The organism is Micropruina sp. (assembly GCF_027492755.1).
Classification (GTDB): Bacteria; Actinomycetota; Actinomycetes; order Propionibacteriales; family Propionibacteriaceae; genus Micropruina.
This window is the reverse complement of the sequence record NZ_JAPUED010000097.1, coordinates 1-14270: the sequence shown is the minus strand read 5'-3', so window position 1 is coordinate 14270 and position 14270 is coordinate 1. Positions and strand designations below refer to the sequence as shown.

The 14270-nt window shown below is 68.1% G+C and carries 15 protein-coding genes; 8 read left to right on the top strand and 7 right to left on the bottom strand.

The window, feature by feature from the left end:
- Window positions 1-25: 25 nt before the first annotated feature.
- Both Q0066_RS06720 and Q0066_RS06715 read left to right on the top strand, forming a co-directional pair.
- Window positions 26-1651, top strand: coding sequence for an ANTAR domain-containing protein (locus Q0066_RS06720; RefSeq protein WP_298131359.1), 1626 nt, complete (start codon window positions 26-28; stop codon window positions 1649-1651).
- 188 nt (window positions 1652-1839) lie between these two features.
- Window positions 1840-3540 carry an alpha-amylase family glycosyl hydrolase gene (locus Q0066_RS06715; protein ID WP_298131357.1) on the top strand — a complete coding sequence of 567 codons (1701 nt, stop codon included), beginning with the start codon at window positions 1840-1842 and terminating at the stop codon, window positions 3538-3540.
- A gap of 303 nt (window positions 3541-3843) precedes the next feature.
- Here the strand turns inward: Q0066_RS06715 and Q0066_RS06710 are convergent, their stop codons facing one another.
- From Q0066_RS06710 to Q0066_RS06700, 3 genes are all read right to left on the bottom strand, one after another.
- Window positions 3844-4578, bottom strand: coding sequence for a GAF and ANTAR domain-containing protein (locus Q0066_RS06710; protein ID WP_298131355.1), 735 nt, complete (start codon window positions 4576-4578; stop codon window positions 3844-3846).
- Between the two features lie 445 nt (window positions 4579-5023).
- Window positions 5024-6175, bottom strand: coding sequence for an MFS transporter (locus Q0066_RS06705; protein ID WP_298131352.1), 1152 nt, complete (start codon window positions 6173-6175; stop codon window positions 5024-5026).
- The gene (locus Q0066_RS06700; protein WP_298131349.1) at window positions 6172-7341 is read right to left on the bottom strand and encodes an ROK family transcriptional regulator; all 1170 of its coding nucleotides are present in this window, start codon (window positions 7339-7341) and stop codon (window positions 6172-6174) included. Before Q0066_RS06700 ends, Q0066_RS06705 begins: the two co-directional genes overlap by 4 nt.
- A gap of 88 nt (window positions 7342-7429) precedes the next feature.
- Here Q0066_RS06700 and Q0066_RS06695 point away from each other — a divergent pair, with 88 nt between their 5' ends.
- The 4 genes from Q0066_RS06695 (at window position 7430) to Q0066_RS06680 (ending at window position 9661) form a co-directional block, all read left to right on the top strand.
- Entirely contained in the window at window positions 7430-7792 is a 363-nt protein-coding gene (locus Q0066_RS06695; protein ID WP_298131347.1) for a metalloregulator ArsR/SmtB family transcription factor, read from the top strand.
- Window positions 7732-8481 carry a cation transporter gene (locus Q0066_RS06690; protein WP_298131345.1) on the top strand — a complete coding sequence of 250 codons (750 nt, stop codon included), beginning with the start codon at window positions 7732-7734 and terminating at the stop codon, window positions 8479-8481. The genes Q0066_RS06695 and Q0066_RS06690 overlap by 61 nt, the downstream gene beginning before the upstream one ends.
- An 84-nt stretch (window positions 8482-8565) precedes the next feature.
- Window positions 8566-9030: a redox-sensitive transcriptional activator SoxR gene (soxR, locus tag Q0066_RS06685; RefSeq protein ID WP_298131344.1), complete on the top strand. Its 465-nt coding sequence runs from the start codon at window positions 8566-8568 to the stop codon at window positions 9028-9030.
- Between the two features lie 109 nt (window positions 9031-9139).
- Window positions 9140-9661, top strand: a complete 522-nt coding sequence (locus tag Q0066_RS06680) for a flavin reductase family protein (RefSeq protein ID WP_298131361.1) — start codon at window positions 9140-9142, stop codon at window positions 9659-9661.
- Between the two features lie 56 nt (window positions 9662-9717).
- Here Q0066_RS06680 and Q0066_RS06675 read toward each other — a convergent pair whose 3' ends face one another.
- A complete protein-coding gene (locus Q0066_RS06675; RefSeq protein ID WP_298131341.1) occupies window positions 9718-10359 on the bottom strand; it encodes a 4a-hydroxytetrahydrobiopterin dehydratase in 642 nt (213 codons plus the stop codon).
- A gap of 88 nt (window positions 10360-10447) precedes the next feature.
- On the opposite strand from Q0066_RS06675, the gene Q0066_RS06670 reads away from it, so the two are divergent.
- Both Q0066_RS06670 and Q0066_RS06665 read left to right on the top strand, forming a co-directional pair.
- Window positions 10448-10690, top strand: coding sequence for a hypothetical protein (locus tag Q0066_RS06670; protein WP_298131340.1), 243 nt, complete (start codon window positions 10448-10450; stop codon window positions 10688-10690).
- Between the two features lie 422 nt (window positions 10691-11112).
- The gene (locus Q0066_RS06665) at window positions 11113-11961 is read left to right on the top strand and encodes a hypothetical protein (RefSeq protein ID WP_298131338.1); all 849 of its coding nucleotides are present in this window, start codon (window positions 11113-11115) and stop codon (window positions 11959-11961) included.
- Between the two features lie 215 nt (window positions 11962-12176).
- Here the strand turns inward: Q0066_RS06665 and Q0066_RS06660 are convergent, their stop codons facing one another.
- From Q0066_RS06660 to Q0066_RS06650, 3 genes are all read right to left on the bottom strand, one after another.
- Window positions 12177-13418, bottom strand: coding sequence for an MFS transporter (locus Q0066_RS06660; protein WP_298131337.1), 1242 nt, complete (start codon window positions 13416-13418; stop codon window positions 12177-12179).
- A gap of 101 nt (window positions 13419-13519) precedes the next feature.
- Entirely contained in the window at window positions 13520-13858 is a 339-nt protein-coding gene (locus Q0066_RS06655) for a type II toxin-antitoxin system PemK/MazF family toxin (protein WP_298131335.1), read from the bottom strand.
- A complete protein-coding gene (locus Q0066_RS06650; RefSeq protein ID WP_298131333.1) occupies window positions 13855-14106 on the bottom strand; it encodes a hypothetical protein in 252 nt (83 codons plus the stop codon). Before Q0066_RS06650 ends, Q0066_RS06655 begins: the two co-directional genes overlap by 4 nt.
- Window positions 14107-14270 lie beyond the last annotated feature (164 nt).

The following is a 14270-nucleotide window of genomic DNA, read 5'->3' as shown; positions in this document are numbered from 1 at the left end:
CTGCGCGTGATTCTTGGAGGGCGCAGTGACCTTCGTGCAGCCATCGACGGCGGGCGAGGACGAGATCGCGACGACACCCGCCGACCGTCGGTTGAAGGCGTTGCTCGGCCTGCTGCGGCAGTCGGCGTCCGATACCGATGAGGCCGCGCGGGCCCGGAGCGCGTTGGACGTGCTGGCGTCGAATGCCGCCGATCATCCCGGAGTCTGTCTCTACCGGGCGTCCGCGCTCGAGGCGGAACCGGCCCCGGTGCCGCTGGCGGCCGTCGGACGGCAACTGGATCCCCTGCGTGCCCTCACCCTGGCGAGCGCCTGCCTCACTTCGCGCAACAGCCAGCACGACGCGATCGACGCGCCCTCCCCACGACTCCATGCCTTCCCGATTCGCGACGCCCTGGACGGCAGCGCCACCCACATCCTGCTGATCGCGGGCGCCGAGGGCGTGGTCTGGGACACGCCCCTGGAGGAATACCTGGACTCGATCACCCGCGCCCTGGCGGTGATCTTCATGTCCCGCTCCGGCCTCACCGCCCAGGGCGTCGACGTGCTGGCCCAGGAAGCCGTGGGCGAGCTACTCGAAGCCGGTTCCGCCGGGGCCTCCGCGCTGCAGCCGAGCGTCGCCACCCCCGAGCCGCCCGCCGTCCGGCTCGCCGATCTGGAACGCATCGCCGAGACCGACTGGGGACACGCGGTGATCCGCGCCATCCAGGACGGCGCCGTGCTGTTCGACAGCAGCGGCCTGGTGCTGGAGATCAACTCCCGGTTCACCGACCTGCTCGAGTACTCGCTGGACGACGGCCCGCTACAGCCGCCCTATCCGTGGTGGCCGACCGTGCAGGAGGACGCCGAAGCGCTCGCGGCGGTCCGCCAGATGCACGAGGCGGCGCAACAGGGGGTCGACTTCGCCGGGGAAGTCCGGTTCTTCCGCCGCGATCGGCAACCGCTGTGGGTTTCGGTCAGCAGCGCACGGGTCACCACCCGTGACGGCGAGACCGTAGCGGTCTGCACGTTGCGCGACGTCACCCGCCAGAAGGAGGCGCGTGAGCGACGCGCCATGGCGGCCCAGATCAGCGCGGACTTCAGCTCGATCGACGACTTCGACGCACTGCTGGCGGTCGCCGAGAACGGCTTCAACACGCTGTTCGACGGTGACAGCACCACCCAGATCATCGTGGACGACCGAACCCTGCTGATCAGCGGCGGCGTCGAGCTGACCGCCGAGACGCTGCCCGAGCAGATCCGGGTCGGCCTGGCCGGCGAGCCCAACCCGGACACCACCAGCCTCCGCCCCGGCATCCTGCTCGTGCCGCGCAGCAGCATGGCGGGGTGCCGAGCCTGGATCCAGTTTCCCCGGCCGCGCCGGATCAGGGTGGAAGAGATGATCGTCGCCGACCTGCTGGCCCAGGCGTTCGCCCTTGCCGTGGACCGGTTCCTGGTCGCGCAGGAGGCCGCCGACCGGGAGTCGAACCTGCAGATCGCCGTCGAGAGCCACCGGATGGTCGGCCAGGCCATCGGGATCCTGATCGAACGGCACCGGATCAGCCCCAACGAAGCCTTCGCACGGCTCAAGGCGGCGAGCCAGAACCGGAACCTGAAGCTCCGGGAACTGGCTCGTCGGGTGATCGAGACCGGGCAGGAGCCGCTCGACGCCTGACTTCGGCGTCCGCCGGATCCCTCGCCTCCTCGCAGCGCCGTCCGAAGCGTTCTTGACCCATCCGCGTGCGCTGTTAGGGTGGTGCACATGGTGACTTGATCCAATTGTCGAATCAGGTTTGCCGAGTCCACCCGGTCAGCATGTCTGCTGCCGCACACCGCACCCGCCCAGGAAGGACGGCGCGCCTCATGCCGCTCGCCTCGCACGATGTCTTCACCGCCCCCGACTGGTGGCGTCAGGCTGTCGTCTACCAGATCTATCCGCGCAGCTTCGCCGACGTGAACGGCGACGGCATCGGTGACCTCAAGGGCATCACCTCGCGTGTCCCCTACCTGCAGGAGCTGGGCGTCGACGCGGTCTGGCTGAGCCCCTTCTACCCGTCGGCGCTGGCCGACGGCGGCTACGACGTGGACGACTACCGCGACGTCGACCCCAGGATCGGCACCCTCGACGACTTCGACGAGATGGTGGCGACGCTGCACGCGGCGCACATCAAGGTGGTTGTCGACATCGTCCCCAACCACTCCTCCGACCGGCACGAGTGGTTCAAGGCCGCCGTCGCGGCCGGCAAGGGCTCGCCGGAGCGTGACCGCTACATCTTCCGCGACGGCAAGGGTGAGGACGGCCAACTGCCGCCCACCGCGCTGCGGTCCATCTTCGGCGGCGACGCCTGGCATCGGGTCACCGAGCCGGACGGCAGCCCGGGCCAGTGGTATCTGCACCTGTTCGCCAAGGAACAGCCCGACTTCAACTGGGACCATCCCGACGTGCACGCCGACTTCCTGGCCACGCTGCGATTCTGGAGCGACCGTGGCGTCGACGGATTCCGCGTCGACGTGGCGCATGGCCTGAAGAAGAACCTGGACCGGCCCTTCGACGCGATGATCAGGGTGGACGACGGGGTGGTCGACGCCGGCGACGGCCAGCACCCGTTGTGGGACCGCGACGAGGTGCAGGACATCTACGCCGAGTGGCGCACCGTTTTCAACGAGTACGACCCGCCCCGCACCGCCGTCGCCGAGGCGTGGGTGCAGCCGCACCGGCAGGCCCGCTACTCCTCACCGGCCGGCCTCGGCCAGACCTTCAACTTCGACCTGCTGCGGGCCGACTTCTCCGCCGACGATTTCCACGAGGTGATCGACCGCAACCTGAAGGCGGCGGCCGAGGTCGGCGGCTCGACCACCTGGGTGTTCTCGAACCACGATGTGGTGCGGCATGCCACCCGCTACGGCCTGCCGCCGGTTCCGGCCCGGGCCGGCGCACCGGGTGCCGGTGAGGCCGGACGGGGCAACGACGGCAAGCAGTGGCTGCTCGAGGGCGGCGATCCCGCCGAGGTGGACGCCGAACGCGGCCTGCGCCGCGCGCGGGCCGCCACCCTGTTCATGCTGGCGCTGCCAGGATCGGCCTACCTGTATCAGGGCGAGGAGCTGGGCCTGCAGGAGGCCGGTCAGATTCCCGACGCCGCCCGCCAGGATCCGGCGTTCTTCCGCAACCGCGAGATCGAGATCGGACGCGACGGCTGCCGGGTTCCGCTGCCCTGGACCCGCGAGGGTTCCTCGTTCGGCTTCGGCCCGGACGGCGCGCACCTGCCGCAGCCGTCCTGGTACGCCGACTACGCCGTGGACGTGGAGTCGGCCGATCCGGCTTCGACGCTGAACCTGTACCGGCGGGCGCTCGCCCTGCGTCATGAGCTGGAGTGCGCCGAGGCCCTGGAGTGGTGGGAGGTGTCGACGTCCGTGCTGGGCTTCGCGCGTCCGAACGGTTGGTGCGCGGTGACGAACTTCGGCACCGATCCGATTCCGCTGCCGGAGGGCGAGGTGTTGTTGGCCAGCGGGCAGCTCGCGGCGGGTGAACTGCCGGGCGAGACCACGGTCTGGCTGCGCCGCTGAACCCGGCGCGGCAGAAATCGGGCCGTTGGGTGCATGCCCGCGGCCTGAATGGGTAACCGACAATTGTCCCTATGGGACCTGTCGGTGCTCGAGCCCGGGCTGGAGCATAGGCGGGATGCGCCGGTTGAGACCACAGCCGGCGCATCACTCACGAATGCGCTGATCAAAGCCCCTCCATCGTCATCCCGGACTTCATCCGGGATCTCCCGCCTGAGGTCCCGGATTGTGAGGTCCCGGATCGGAACCCGGGACGACGCGAATGATCAGCACTTCCTTGGCTTCGCGGCACGTCTGATCCAAGGGTTAGGCCGGCAGTTCTCCGGTGCGGGTGAGCTCTTCGGCGATGCTGACCAGCTTCCGGTTCTTCCGCTGCGAGGCTCGGCGCAACATGTCGAACGCATCGTCGGCGGTGATCTTGTGGCGTTCCATCAGGATCCCCTCGGCCTGGCCGATCACCGTCCGGTTCACCAGCGCGGCCGCGCGGTTGTCCAGCCGACGCCCGTCGGCGAGCGCGGCGGTGAGGTGGGCGGCCAGCGCATGAGCGACCACGATGTCGTCACTGCCGAAACTGCCGGCCTCGACGCTGTACAGGTTGAGCGCCCCGTAGGAGGACTCCTCGGTGTAGAGCAACAACGAGAGCATCGACTTCACGCCGAACTGCTCTGCCACCGCCGGACCCCACCGCGGCCACCGCCGGTCGACCCCCACGTCGTCGCTGATCACGGTGCTCTGCGTCCGTACCGTGTCGACACAGGGACCCTCCCGAAGTTCGTGCTGCAGCACGTCGGCCCTGGCCACGAACTCCGCAGTGGGGGCGGCGGTGCTGAGGTGTCCCTTCTCGATCATCGTCACGCCGGCCGCGTCGCACGAGTCCATCAGTTCCACGACCATCGCCACGCCCAGCTCCAGCCGCTCGTCCTCATCGACGGGGGTGGTGAGTTCACGGGCGTATTCGGCCATCGTGGTCACCACCTCGGCTGCCGGCACGCCCCCGAGCTCCTGATCGTCCTGCGCCTCGTCACGTCTCTCGGACGACACCGCAACCACCCCTCTCCACGATCGGCACCCACCCTGCTGAGGTGAAGTGTCTCACCGGTCTCGCCATCCGAGTAACCGGACGGCACGGACGCGGGCGCGCCCGTGGGCCGGACTCGGACGGGCCGGGGTCTCGACCAACGCAGCAGCCTCGCGACGAGGAGTGATACCCGTGGACGACGAAGCGGAAACCCGCATCCCGGTGAAGCGGCACTTCAGTTGGCGTCCTGGCACTGACATCGTGTCGTGGTTGCCACGCCGAGCACTGGCACACCGTCCCGCCGCCGGGGTTCGCCTCTGCCCTCGCACCGGAAGGATGGCCGGAAGACCGGCCAGCAGCATCTCTGGGACGCCGAGACGGCGCCAACCTATGACACATGGGCACCGGGGCGACCGGCTGAGTGACCAGGACAGCCGTCCCCAGTGACCGTGGGGACGGTTCTCTTGGTCACCGTCGCGGACGTGAGGTGAGGACGGCCACGAGCAGGAAGCCGGGCAGCATGAGCATTCCGGCGCGGAGGCCGACGACCTGGGCCAGTGCCCCGGTGAACAGTGGAGCGACCTGGCCGAAGCCGGCGACGACCAGCACCTGACCCATGGATTGATCCGACGAGCGGCGACTCGCACCGACATGCAGCGAGGACGCCAGCGGGAAGGTGGCGCCGATCCCGATGCCGGCGATGCTCAGCCCGATCGTTGCGACGACCGCGTCCTGGGCGAGCAGCAGGATCGGTGAGCCGATCAGTGCACATGCCAGCGCGAGGTGCAGCACCCTCAGTGCGGGCAGCCTGAGCGCGAGGCGACTGGCCAGCAGCCGTCCGACGAGACTGGCGGCGAACAGCACGCTGACCAGCGCGACTGCGACATCCTGCCGGATGCCGACCGACTCGTCGAGGAAGGTGGCGGCCCAGAAAGTGAGCGTCCACTCCGCCGCCACGATGGCGACGATGGTGAGTAGCGTCCGGCGAGTCGAGATCCGCACGTGGGCGGCCACGACGTCAGCGTGGTCGACGTCGCGCTCGAGCACCGGAGGCAGTTGGGTGAGCCACACCGCGGCCACGGCGATGGCGACGATCGCGCTAGCGATGAGAAAGAACGACTGCCAGCCCAGGAAGGTGGCGGCGCACAGGCTGATCAGGATCGGGGTGGCGATACCGGCGAGACTGACATACACCTCCCCCTCGGCCATCGCGGCCGCACGGTGCTGGTTGTGCGCATCGGCAAGGACGGCCCAGGTCCGGATCAATGCGGCGGTGGCGAATGCCCCCGACAGGAACGCGGCGGCGATGGTGACGCCGATGGCGTGGCCGTAGCCGAGCAGCAGACCGGCGAGAGCAGCGACACCAAGGCCGACGATGATCACGGCCCGACGCGCGACCGTTGAGTGGTTCGCCTGCACCCCGGCGCTGACCACCCCGATCGCGAACGCCACCGGGTGCAGCGACGCCACCAGGTAGGACGCTCCCTGGGCCGCTCGCAGATACGGCAGCACCGGACCCAGCGCGGCGTTGAGGATGCCGAAGGCGAACAAGGCCCCGAAGGCGACCCAGGTCACCCGGGTACGACGGTAGGCGGCCCCCACTACCGGTGAGGCGCTCATGCCGTCCCCGACCTGCGCGAAGCCCACCGGGCGAGCAGTTCGGCATCCAGCACCTGGTCGAACACCGACAGACCCATGCCGACCAGCGTGGCGTCGTCACCGGCGATCGCTTCGACGATCTGCGGTGATCTGGCCCGATGCGCGGACATCAGTCCGCCGTTCAGCGCGTCGTAGAAGGCACCCACGGAGGCGAACCGCACCAGGTTGGCCAACCCGCCCAGCGTGACCAGGCTGGGATCGAGCGCATTGATCAGCCCGGCGATGCCGCGTCCGAGGTCTGCCGCAAGTGACGTCATCGCTCCCCTGATCGCGTTCGAATCGTCCGGGTGGCTGTAGAGCCGTTGCAGCCACGATCGGGGGTCGGCCGTCGCGTCGACGCCAGTGCGGCGGGCAACCTCCACCAGGTGGAACGCGGCCGTCCAGCAACCTCTGGCGCCGCACGGGCACCGCAACCCCGGGTCGCCGAACGGGAGGTGCCCGAACTCACCGTGCAAGCCGTGCGCACTGGGTATGGGCTGTCCGTCAGCGATCAGGGCACCGCCCACGCCGACCTCGACCACGATGTGCAGCAGCGAGTTCAGTTCCGCCGGGTGCAGGCGCGCCTCAGCAACCCCCGCCATCGTCGCGTCGTTACCCAGCACCACGGGCCGATCGACCGCGGAGGTCAAGGAGGTCGTGTCGAGGTCCCGCCAATCCAGCATCGGCATGCTGAGCCGGCCATCGACCGCCAGGCCGGGAACCGTGACGCCCGCACCCACCACGCGATCGCCATAGGCCGTGGCCAGCCGGCGCAACCTTTGGGCAAGGGTGTCGAGAAGTTGGTCGGGGGCCACTCCGTCGTGACCGCCAGCCTCATGGATCGTCACGGTGCCATCCAAATCGCAGGTGCCCAGTCGCCAATCGCCGTGGCGAAGGTCGAGCACGAGCGCGACAGGTCCGGACGGGCTCGCGTGCAGGGTGGTGGTCGGACGCCCACGACCGGTCTGTTCCGCCGACTGCTCGCTGATCAGTTCGGCCTGCACCAGCCGCTTCACCAGATCGGACGTGGGACCGCTCCGCAGCCCCAACAGGTTGGCCAGCTCGGTGCGGGTCACCTGCTGACGTCGCCGAATCGTCGCGAGCGCCCGCGTCGCGGTACGCCAGTGCCGCGCCTGGGTGGATGCCATGGCCGCAATTTACTCGCTCAACGAGTTATCTACCAGAGAAGATCTCCGACGCCTGCAAATAGGTCAGCGACTGCTGTATGGTCAGCTTGTGCTGACCATTGCTTCCCGCGTGGACGTCATGAACCGCCTCGGCCGGGCGATGTCCGACGCCACCCGCTCACGCATCCTGCTGGCGCTTCTCGACCAGCCCGGCTACCCCGCCAGGCTCGCTGAGGAGTTGGAGCTGACGCGGACGAACGTGTCCAATCACCTGGCCTGCCTGCGCGGGTGCGGCATCGTCGTCGCCGTGCCCGAGGGTCGCAGGACCCGCTACGAGATCGCCGACCCGCACCTGGCCCGGGCACTATCGGCACTGGTGAACGTGACATTGGCCGTCGACGAGGGCGAGCCGTGCCTCGACCCGTCCTGCACGGTGCCCGGCTGCTGCGCGGACTGCGGGCCGGCGCAATGACGACCGCCCTCGCCCCGGAGCGGACGGCACTTCTGCGCCGACGGATCCGGATCGTTGTTGCGATCACCATTGCCTGGAACGTCGTGGAGGCGATCATCGCGCTGATCGCCGGCGGCATCGCCTCGTCGGCAGCCCTGGTCGGATTCGGCCTCGACTCGATCGTCGAGGTGCTCTCGGCCGCGGCCGTCGCCTGGCAGTTCTCGGTGCCCGATCCCGACAGGCGCGAGAAGGTCGCCCTGCGGGTGATCGCAGTGTCGTTCTTCGGCCTCGCCGCCTACGTGTCGATGGACGCCCTGCTCTCGCTGGCCGGCATGCGCGAGCCGGAGCACTCCTCCGTGGGCATCGTGCTGGCCGCGCTCAGCCTGCTGGTGATGCCTTTCCTCAGCTGGTTCGAACGGCGCACCGGCCGCGAACTCGGCTCCGCCTCCGCGGTCGCCGACTCGAAACAGACGCTCGTCTGCACCTATCTGTCGGCAGCCCTGCTGGTCGGCCTGCTGCTCAACGGCCTGTTCGGCTGGACGTGGGCCGACTCAGTTGCGGCCCTGGTCATCGCCGCGTTCGCCGTCCGCGAGGGCATCGAAGCCTGGCGAGGTGACGCCTGCTGCGCGGCACCCGCCGCGATCCTCACCGGCGAGCGAGAGCCGGAGGACCACTGCGCGGACGACTGCTGCGCGGCGCGCGAGAACTGAACTCACGGCGCGTGGCCACGGAACCTCTCGGACGACGCAGCTAGAATCTCAAGAAAGCTTGAGGTATGTCCGATCGGAGGCTTGATGGAGGGCCACCACGAGCCGGGTGAACTGCTGAGCATCGGCGACATGAGCCGTCGCACCGGGGTCGCGGTCTCGGCGCTGCGCTACTACGAGGAACTCGGACTGATCGCCTCGACACGCACCGCCGGCAACCAGCGACGATTCCCCCGGCACATGCTGCGCCGGGTTTCGCTGATCTCGGTGGCGAAGAACATCGGTATTCCGCTGGACGACGTCCGCGAAGCGTTCACCAGCCTGCCTTTGGATCGAATGCCTAGTCAGGAGGATTGGCAACGGGCATCGCAGGCGTGGAAGCGACAGCTCGAGGAGCGCCGTCAACGGCTGGAACGGTTGGAATACGAACTGACCGGCTGCATCGGCTGCGGCTGCCTGTCGATGAAGGCCTGTCGGCTGCTCAATCCGGACGACGCGCTCGCCGCCACCGGAGCAGGGCCGCGGCGCCTCGAGGGCCTACCCCTGGACTGATCAGCGGCATCGACGTGACGACCGCCGACACCACCCAGCGAGACGCACTTGACCTCAAGTCGACTGAAGGTTCTAGCGTGAGGAACGCACGAGAGGATTTGTCTTGCCCGTGACCAGCAGCAACCCGTCGCTCTACGACGGCTTCGCCCTCTACGGAAGCGGCGTCACCCTGGTGACCGTCCGCGACGACGACGTGGATCAGTTCTTCATCGCCGCCTCCGTGCTCACTGCCTCCGTGGAGCCGTTCAGCCTCGCTGTCGCGGTCGGACAGCACCGGATCGGACTGCCGGCCATCATGCGCGGCGTGCCGTGGGCCGTCTCGGTGCTGGCCGTCGAGCATCTGCCGCTGGTGGAGCGGCTCACCGGACCGACGACACGCGATGAGCGCCTGGCCGCGCTCATCGCGGCAGGCGCCGAAACCTCGCCCGAGGGGCCGCTATGGCTGCCGGACGCCCTGGTCAGCCTCTGGTGCCGCTTCTCGTCCGTGACTCCGGTGCATCACCAGTCCCTGATCGTCGGGGACGTCACCCGCGGCAGCGTCCATCGTGAAGGCCTGCCGTTGATGCGCTGGAACCGGCAGTTCACCACGGCGTGCGACGCTCCTTCAGAGGTGGCGCTCCACGCCGGCTAGGCCCAACCTCAGGTCGGCAGGATCCGCCAGGCGTCGGTCCCCATTGGCCGGTGACGCTAGTCCCGGGCGAGCGCGGTACACACGCAAGCCTTGTTGCCGTCCGCATCGGCGAGAACGACGAACGAGGGCGCCTCGTCGTCGGAGACCAGGGTGCCACCGGCGGCCAGAGCGGCATTGATGCGCGCTGTCGCGACCTCCGGAGGAACCGTGATGTCGAGGTGGAACCGCTGCCGGTCGGCCGCCGCCGAGTCGGTTTTCTGGAACCACAACACCGGCAGGAGCCCGGCGCGGTCGACGACGTCATCTCCGCCGTCGTCGTCCAGCCCCAGGACAGCCGCCCAGAACGGGCGGACCACGTCATACGCCGGGGTGTCCAGGGCGAGCTCCAACGTTTGGGCGCGTTCCGGGTGGGCCACGAATCCACGCTCAGCGGCGAGCGCGCTGATCCTCTCGGCCAACTGCACATCGCGTTCGGTCACGCCACCCACATCGTGGCTGCTCAGCGTGAAGATCACCTCGCCGTAGCGCAGTGCGACGTCGGGGTGATGGTTCAGCTCGTCGGCGATCCGGGCGACGTCGGCGACGAAGAGGGCACCGGCGGTGAAACCGTCGGTCCGGAAGTGCGTGCGCAGCGCCGACAGGATCCAGCGCCAATCGGGAAGGTCGACGTCCGCGACCTGAAGAGTGTGCTGTGTCATCGGTCCACCCTAGGTCGCTGTCTGGACGGGGGTCAGCGCCCCCGGCCCGCCTATTGACCCTCGCCTACCCCCGACGGAGACTGAAGGCATGAACGCAGAGTGGCAGAGCGACTGGGCCCGCCGACTCATCTGCGCGCTGGCGCTGTGGGGTTGGGGCATGACGAGCAGCGGGCTGGTGCTGTTCGGTGTGGTGGCCTACAGCCAAGGACTCCACCAGGGCATGCAGCCGATTCTCGCCATGCTGACGGGGAGCGCCGGCCTGGTGGCCTGGGTCGCCCTGTCCCGATTGAACGCCCGCCGCGAGCCCGCTCGCTCGGTGAGCACGAAGTAGTTGATCGCACCGCCACAGCCGAAGTCTGGGAGGCTCCAGAGCTAACAGACTGAGCCACGACAAGAACGGGGCAGGTGATGGGCAGCGAGATACGCGAAGCAGTAGCTGCCCTCGCCGCACTCGGACCGCTACCCACCGATTCGCAGGCAATGACCGACGCAGCCGGGCTGGCCCATTGAGGACGCGCTCGATCTGGTCCCCGAGTGCTGGCGCGACGTGCTCGGGAGTCGCCTGAGAAGGCGCTGACCAACGCACCCACCGCTGGTTCAGCTTGTCGAGACCTCTTTGTCCCGACTCGGATCTCACCGATGACGGAAGTCCGCGAATGAACTCCGAGGCCTACTCTGGACCACAGCAATCCGAGTTTGCATCGCACAAGGGAGGGCACCATGGCTGGAGCACAGCACCCTTCAGTGACGGGAATGAACGAGCGCACGCTCGGCCGGATCGACCTCATCCTGTTCGACGCCGACTACCGCGACGCGAACGCCGCCGTCGAGGACTCATGGCGGGTCGCTGTGATGGCCTCCGACCCGCGTGCTCGCGCGGCACACGAGCGGGCCCGCGCCGCAGCGGTCGCAGCGGCGAACGACCGCCGCGACCCCACCGCCCCACGGGTGCCCACCTCGACGACACTGCACAGGGTGGCGCTGGGAGTGGCCCTCTTCGCCGGCGTCGTCGCGGTGGCACTGTTGACTACCCCACGTACCAGCCCACTCGCCGTGCAGGACGCGATGCTGCCGTCCGGCCTGCTCGCCGTCGTCGCGGTGACACTGTTGTGCTGGCTCGAACCGCGTCGCGCCAACGGGTCGCTGTGGGGCTCGCGGGTGCCCGCAGTGATCCATTTCGCCTTAGGCTGCCTGTGGCTGCTGGCCGCCGCGGGCGTGTTCGCCTTCCGGTGGAGCGAGGTCAGCGCCTTCGCTGCGCTGCCGGCCATCGCAGGCCTCGCGCTGCTCGGGTGTGCCGGATTGGCCGCACTCATCCTGTGCGGCTACGCCTACCGGGCCGACCGCTCCGGACGTCAGACCGGCATCGCCCGGGTCACCGGCGATCTCATCGACCAGCGAGATGCACCCGAAGTCTTCGACGCGCTCGACCGCTGGTGGTCGAGTGCCGGGCCGGACGCGCTGCAGCATTCCGGCGATCGCGTCCGGGACGTCCGCCGCGAGGTACTCGCACGCCTGCGAGCCGCCAGGCTGATCACCGAACGCGATGAGCAGTTGGCCTGCTGGGCTCCCGACCCGGTGAAGTGGAGCGAACGCCGGCGATAGCGATGGAGAGATCGGCGAGGAATCAGCCGAGTGCCCGAACCGCGTCGGACAGGCTGATCCGGTAGCTGGTTCCACGAAGCTCCGTCCAGGCCTCTGCGCCTCGGCAGGCCCACCGCGCGTGGCCAACCTCGAGCCCGTCGGGCATGACCAACCGGCCCTGCCGGCCGCTCCGACTCAAGCCTTCGGTCGTCTAGGCGGTGAATACGCGAACGGGGCTATTGACCGATATCGCCGTCCGTCGACCGTGTCCAGAGCGGAGATCGTAGGAAAACCAGCGAGACCGCGAGAACGGGTACAGCCGCCATCGCAAAGACCACTTGGATGGGGACGAACTCCACCAGCACTCCGCCTACCAAAGCGCCTGCCGGGGTGCCGGAGAGTGCGATCATCCGGCCGGTCATGTTGACCCGGCCTTGCAGTTCGGGCGGCGTCTCCTCTTGGCGGATCGTGATGTTGTTGATCGTCGCCAGCGTGCGAAGGAAATTCCAGGCCGTCCAGATCACCAGCGAAGCGACCCAAGCCGGGACGAAAGCGAAAAGGACCAGAAGCGGAACAAAACCGAGAAACGCCAGAACCATCAACCGTCCCGGGCCGAAACGTCTTCTCAATCGCGTCAGCGTCAGACTGGCCAGCAGTGCGCCGACCGCCGCAGCGGCGAAGAACACGCCCAAAGCGCCCTGGGGGGCGTCCAGTGCGCGCGCGAAGAAGACGACCAGCAACCCCATTGCCAGCCCACCGGCGAATGTGAGCGCGGCCATGCCGAGTGTGGCCAGGCGCAGCGTCGTCGAAGCCCAGATGAACCGGAGCCCTTCCCGGATCGACCGCCACAGCTTCTCGGAGCTTCCATCAACGACAGCCGTCGGCCTCAGATCGGTTCTGATCCGCATGATGAGTAGGGCGGACGCGACAGCGGAGAGTGCGTCCGCCATCAGAATCACTTCGGGCCCCCACAGGGCGATGACGATGCCGGCAAGGGCCGGCACGACGATCCCGACCACCGTCGCGGAACTCCACAGAGCCGAGTTGGCCGCGGCAAGCTTGGACTTGCCGACCACCGCTATCAAGGCGCCGAACGATGCCGCGTCGAACCATACGAATGCTGTCCACACCACGAATGTGACGACGAGTATGTGCACCGTTGAGTGCAGGCCCGCGAGGTGAGCGATCGGAATCGAGACCAGCGCCATCGCACCGACGAGATCCGAGGCGACCATGAGCCCGCGCCGATTCATCCTGTCGGCCACCCCACCGGCGATAAGGCCGAAGACCAGGTAGGGAAGAACGATGACGGCCGAAACTAACCCCGTCAGAGCCGGCGATCCGGTTTGTTGGAAGATCAGCACCGGTATGGCTATAGCAGTTGCTTCGGTGCCGAGGGTCGAGATCGTGCGACCCGCGAACCATTTGCGGAAGTCCCAGTTCCATAGAGGTTCGGTCGCATCAGCATTGGCAGTCATGCCGATCTCACCTCAGTTCCCCGGTCGATCGCACGATACTCAATGCCCCGCGACGACGTCGAGATCGTCATCGCGACCGGAGCAGACCGGCCCAAGTGCCGCTACCGGCCGCCGGTAAGCAGTGTCAGGATCTGGTGGACCTGGTCGACCTGGGGGGACGGGTATGGCGCGCGATCAACGCGGGTGACGCGACCAATCGACATTGACTTGACTTGCTCGCACATCGCCACGGTGGGTGTCGCGTCGCGGGAGGTGAGCTTCACATGCGTGGACCATCCGCGGTCTGTGTGCGTCAGCGGCACCGCGATCAGCAAGCCGCGGGCACGATGAAGAGCTGGCTCGGACAGCACCAACCAGGGCCGGTGCTTGGCCTGCTCCCGCCCGACGGTCGGGTCCATGTTCGCCCAGATGACGTCGCCGCGGGCGATCGACTCGGTCACTGCCCCGCCTCGAATCGGGCGATGGACTCCTCGGTGTCGCCGGCGAACGCCGTGTCGGCCTCGACGAGATCGTCCAGATACTCCTGGTCAGGGGTCTCGGCTTCGAGTGCAGCCCAGAACTCAGCCTTGCGCCGGGCATCCAGCATCTCCTCGATGAGTTGCGCCTGGGTCAGGTGTGCCGCTCGTGCAGCGTCGCGCACTCGATCACGCACCACACGAGGCACCTTGATCGTCGCCACATCAGTCATACCTACAGGGTACCTCTGTGGGATACCAAGGTCTCGTGGCGGTCTCTGACATGGCCACTTCGGGGTGCGTGTAGCCGTCGCCCTTGCGTGTTCGACCAAGTCAGCGAGGCAAAGGGCCCAATCCCAGCCTGGTACACAATGGTCGGGGCGACAGGACTCGAACC

Bases quoted from the DNA above. Each gene is read 5' to 3' on its own strand.
- Q0066_RS06670 (WP_298131340.1), top strand. From the start codon at position 10,448: ATGAACGCAGAGTGGCAGAGCGACTGGGCCCGCCGACTCATCTGCGCG.
- Q0066_RS06675 (WP_298131341.1), bottom strand. From the start codon at position 10,359: ATGACACAGCACACTCTTCAGGTCGCGGACGTCGACCTTCCCGATTGG.
- Q0066_RS06665 (WP_298131338.1), top strand. From the start codon at position 11,113: ATGAACGAGCGCACGCTCGGCCGGATCGACCTCATCCTGTTCGACGCC.
- Q0066_RS06715 (WP_298131357.1), top strand. From the start codon at position 1,840: ATGCCGCTCGCCTCGCACGATGTCTTCACCGCCCCCGACTGGTGGCGT.
- Q0066_RS06700 (WP_298131349.1), bottom strand. From the start codon at position 7,341: ATGGCATCCACCCAGGCGCGGCACTGGCGTACCGCGACGCGGGCGCTC.
- soxR (WP_298131344.1), top strand. From the start codon at position 8,566: ATGGAGGGCCACCACGAGCCGGGTGAACTGCTGAGCATCGGCGACATG.
- Q0066_RS06705 (WP_298131352.1), bottom strand. From the start codon at position 6,175: ATGAGCGCCTCACCGGTAGTGGGGGCCGCCTACCGTCGTACCCGGGTG.
- Q0066_RS06660 (WP_298131337.1), bottom strand. From the start codon at position 13,418: ATGACTGCCAATGCTGATGCGACCGAACCTCTATGGAACTGGGACTTC.
- Q0066_RS06650 (WP_298131333.1), bottom strand. From the start codon at position 14,106: ATGACTGATGTGGCGACGATCAAGGTGCCTCGTGTGGTGCGTGATCGA.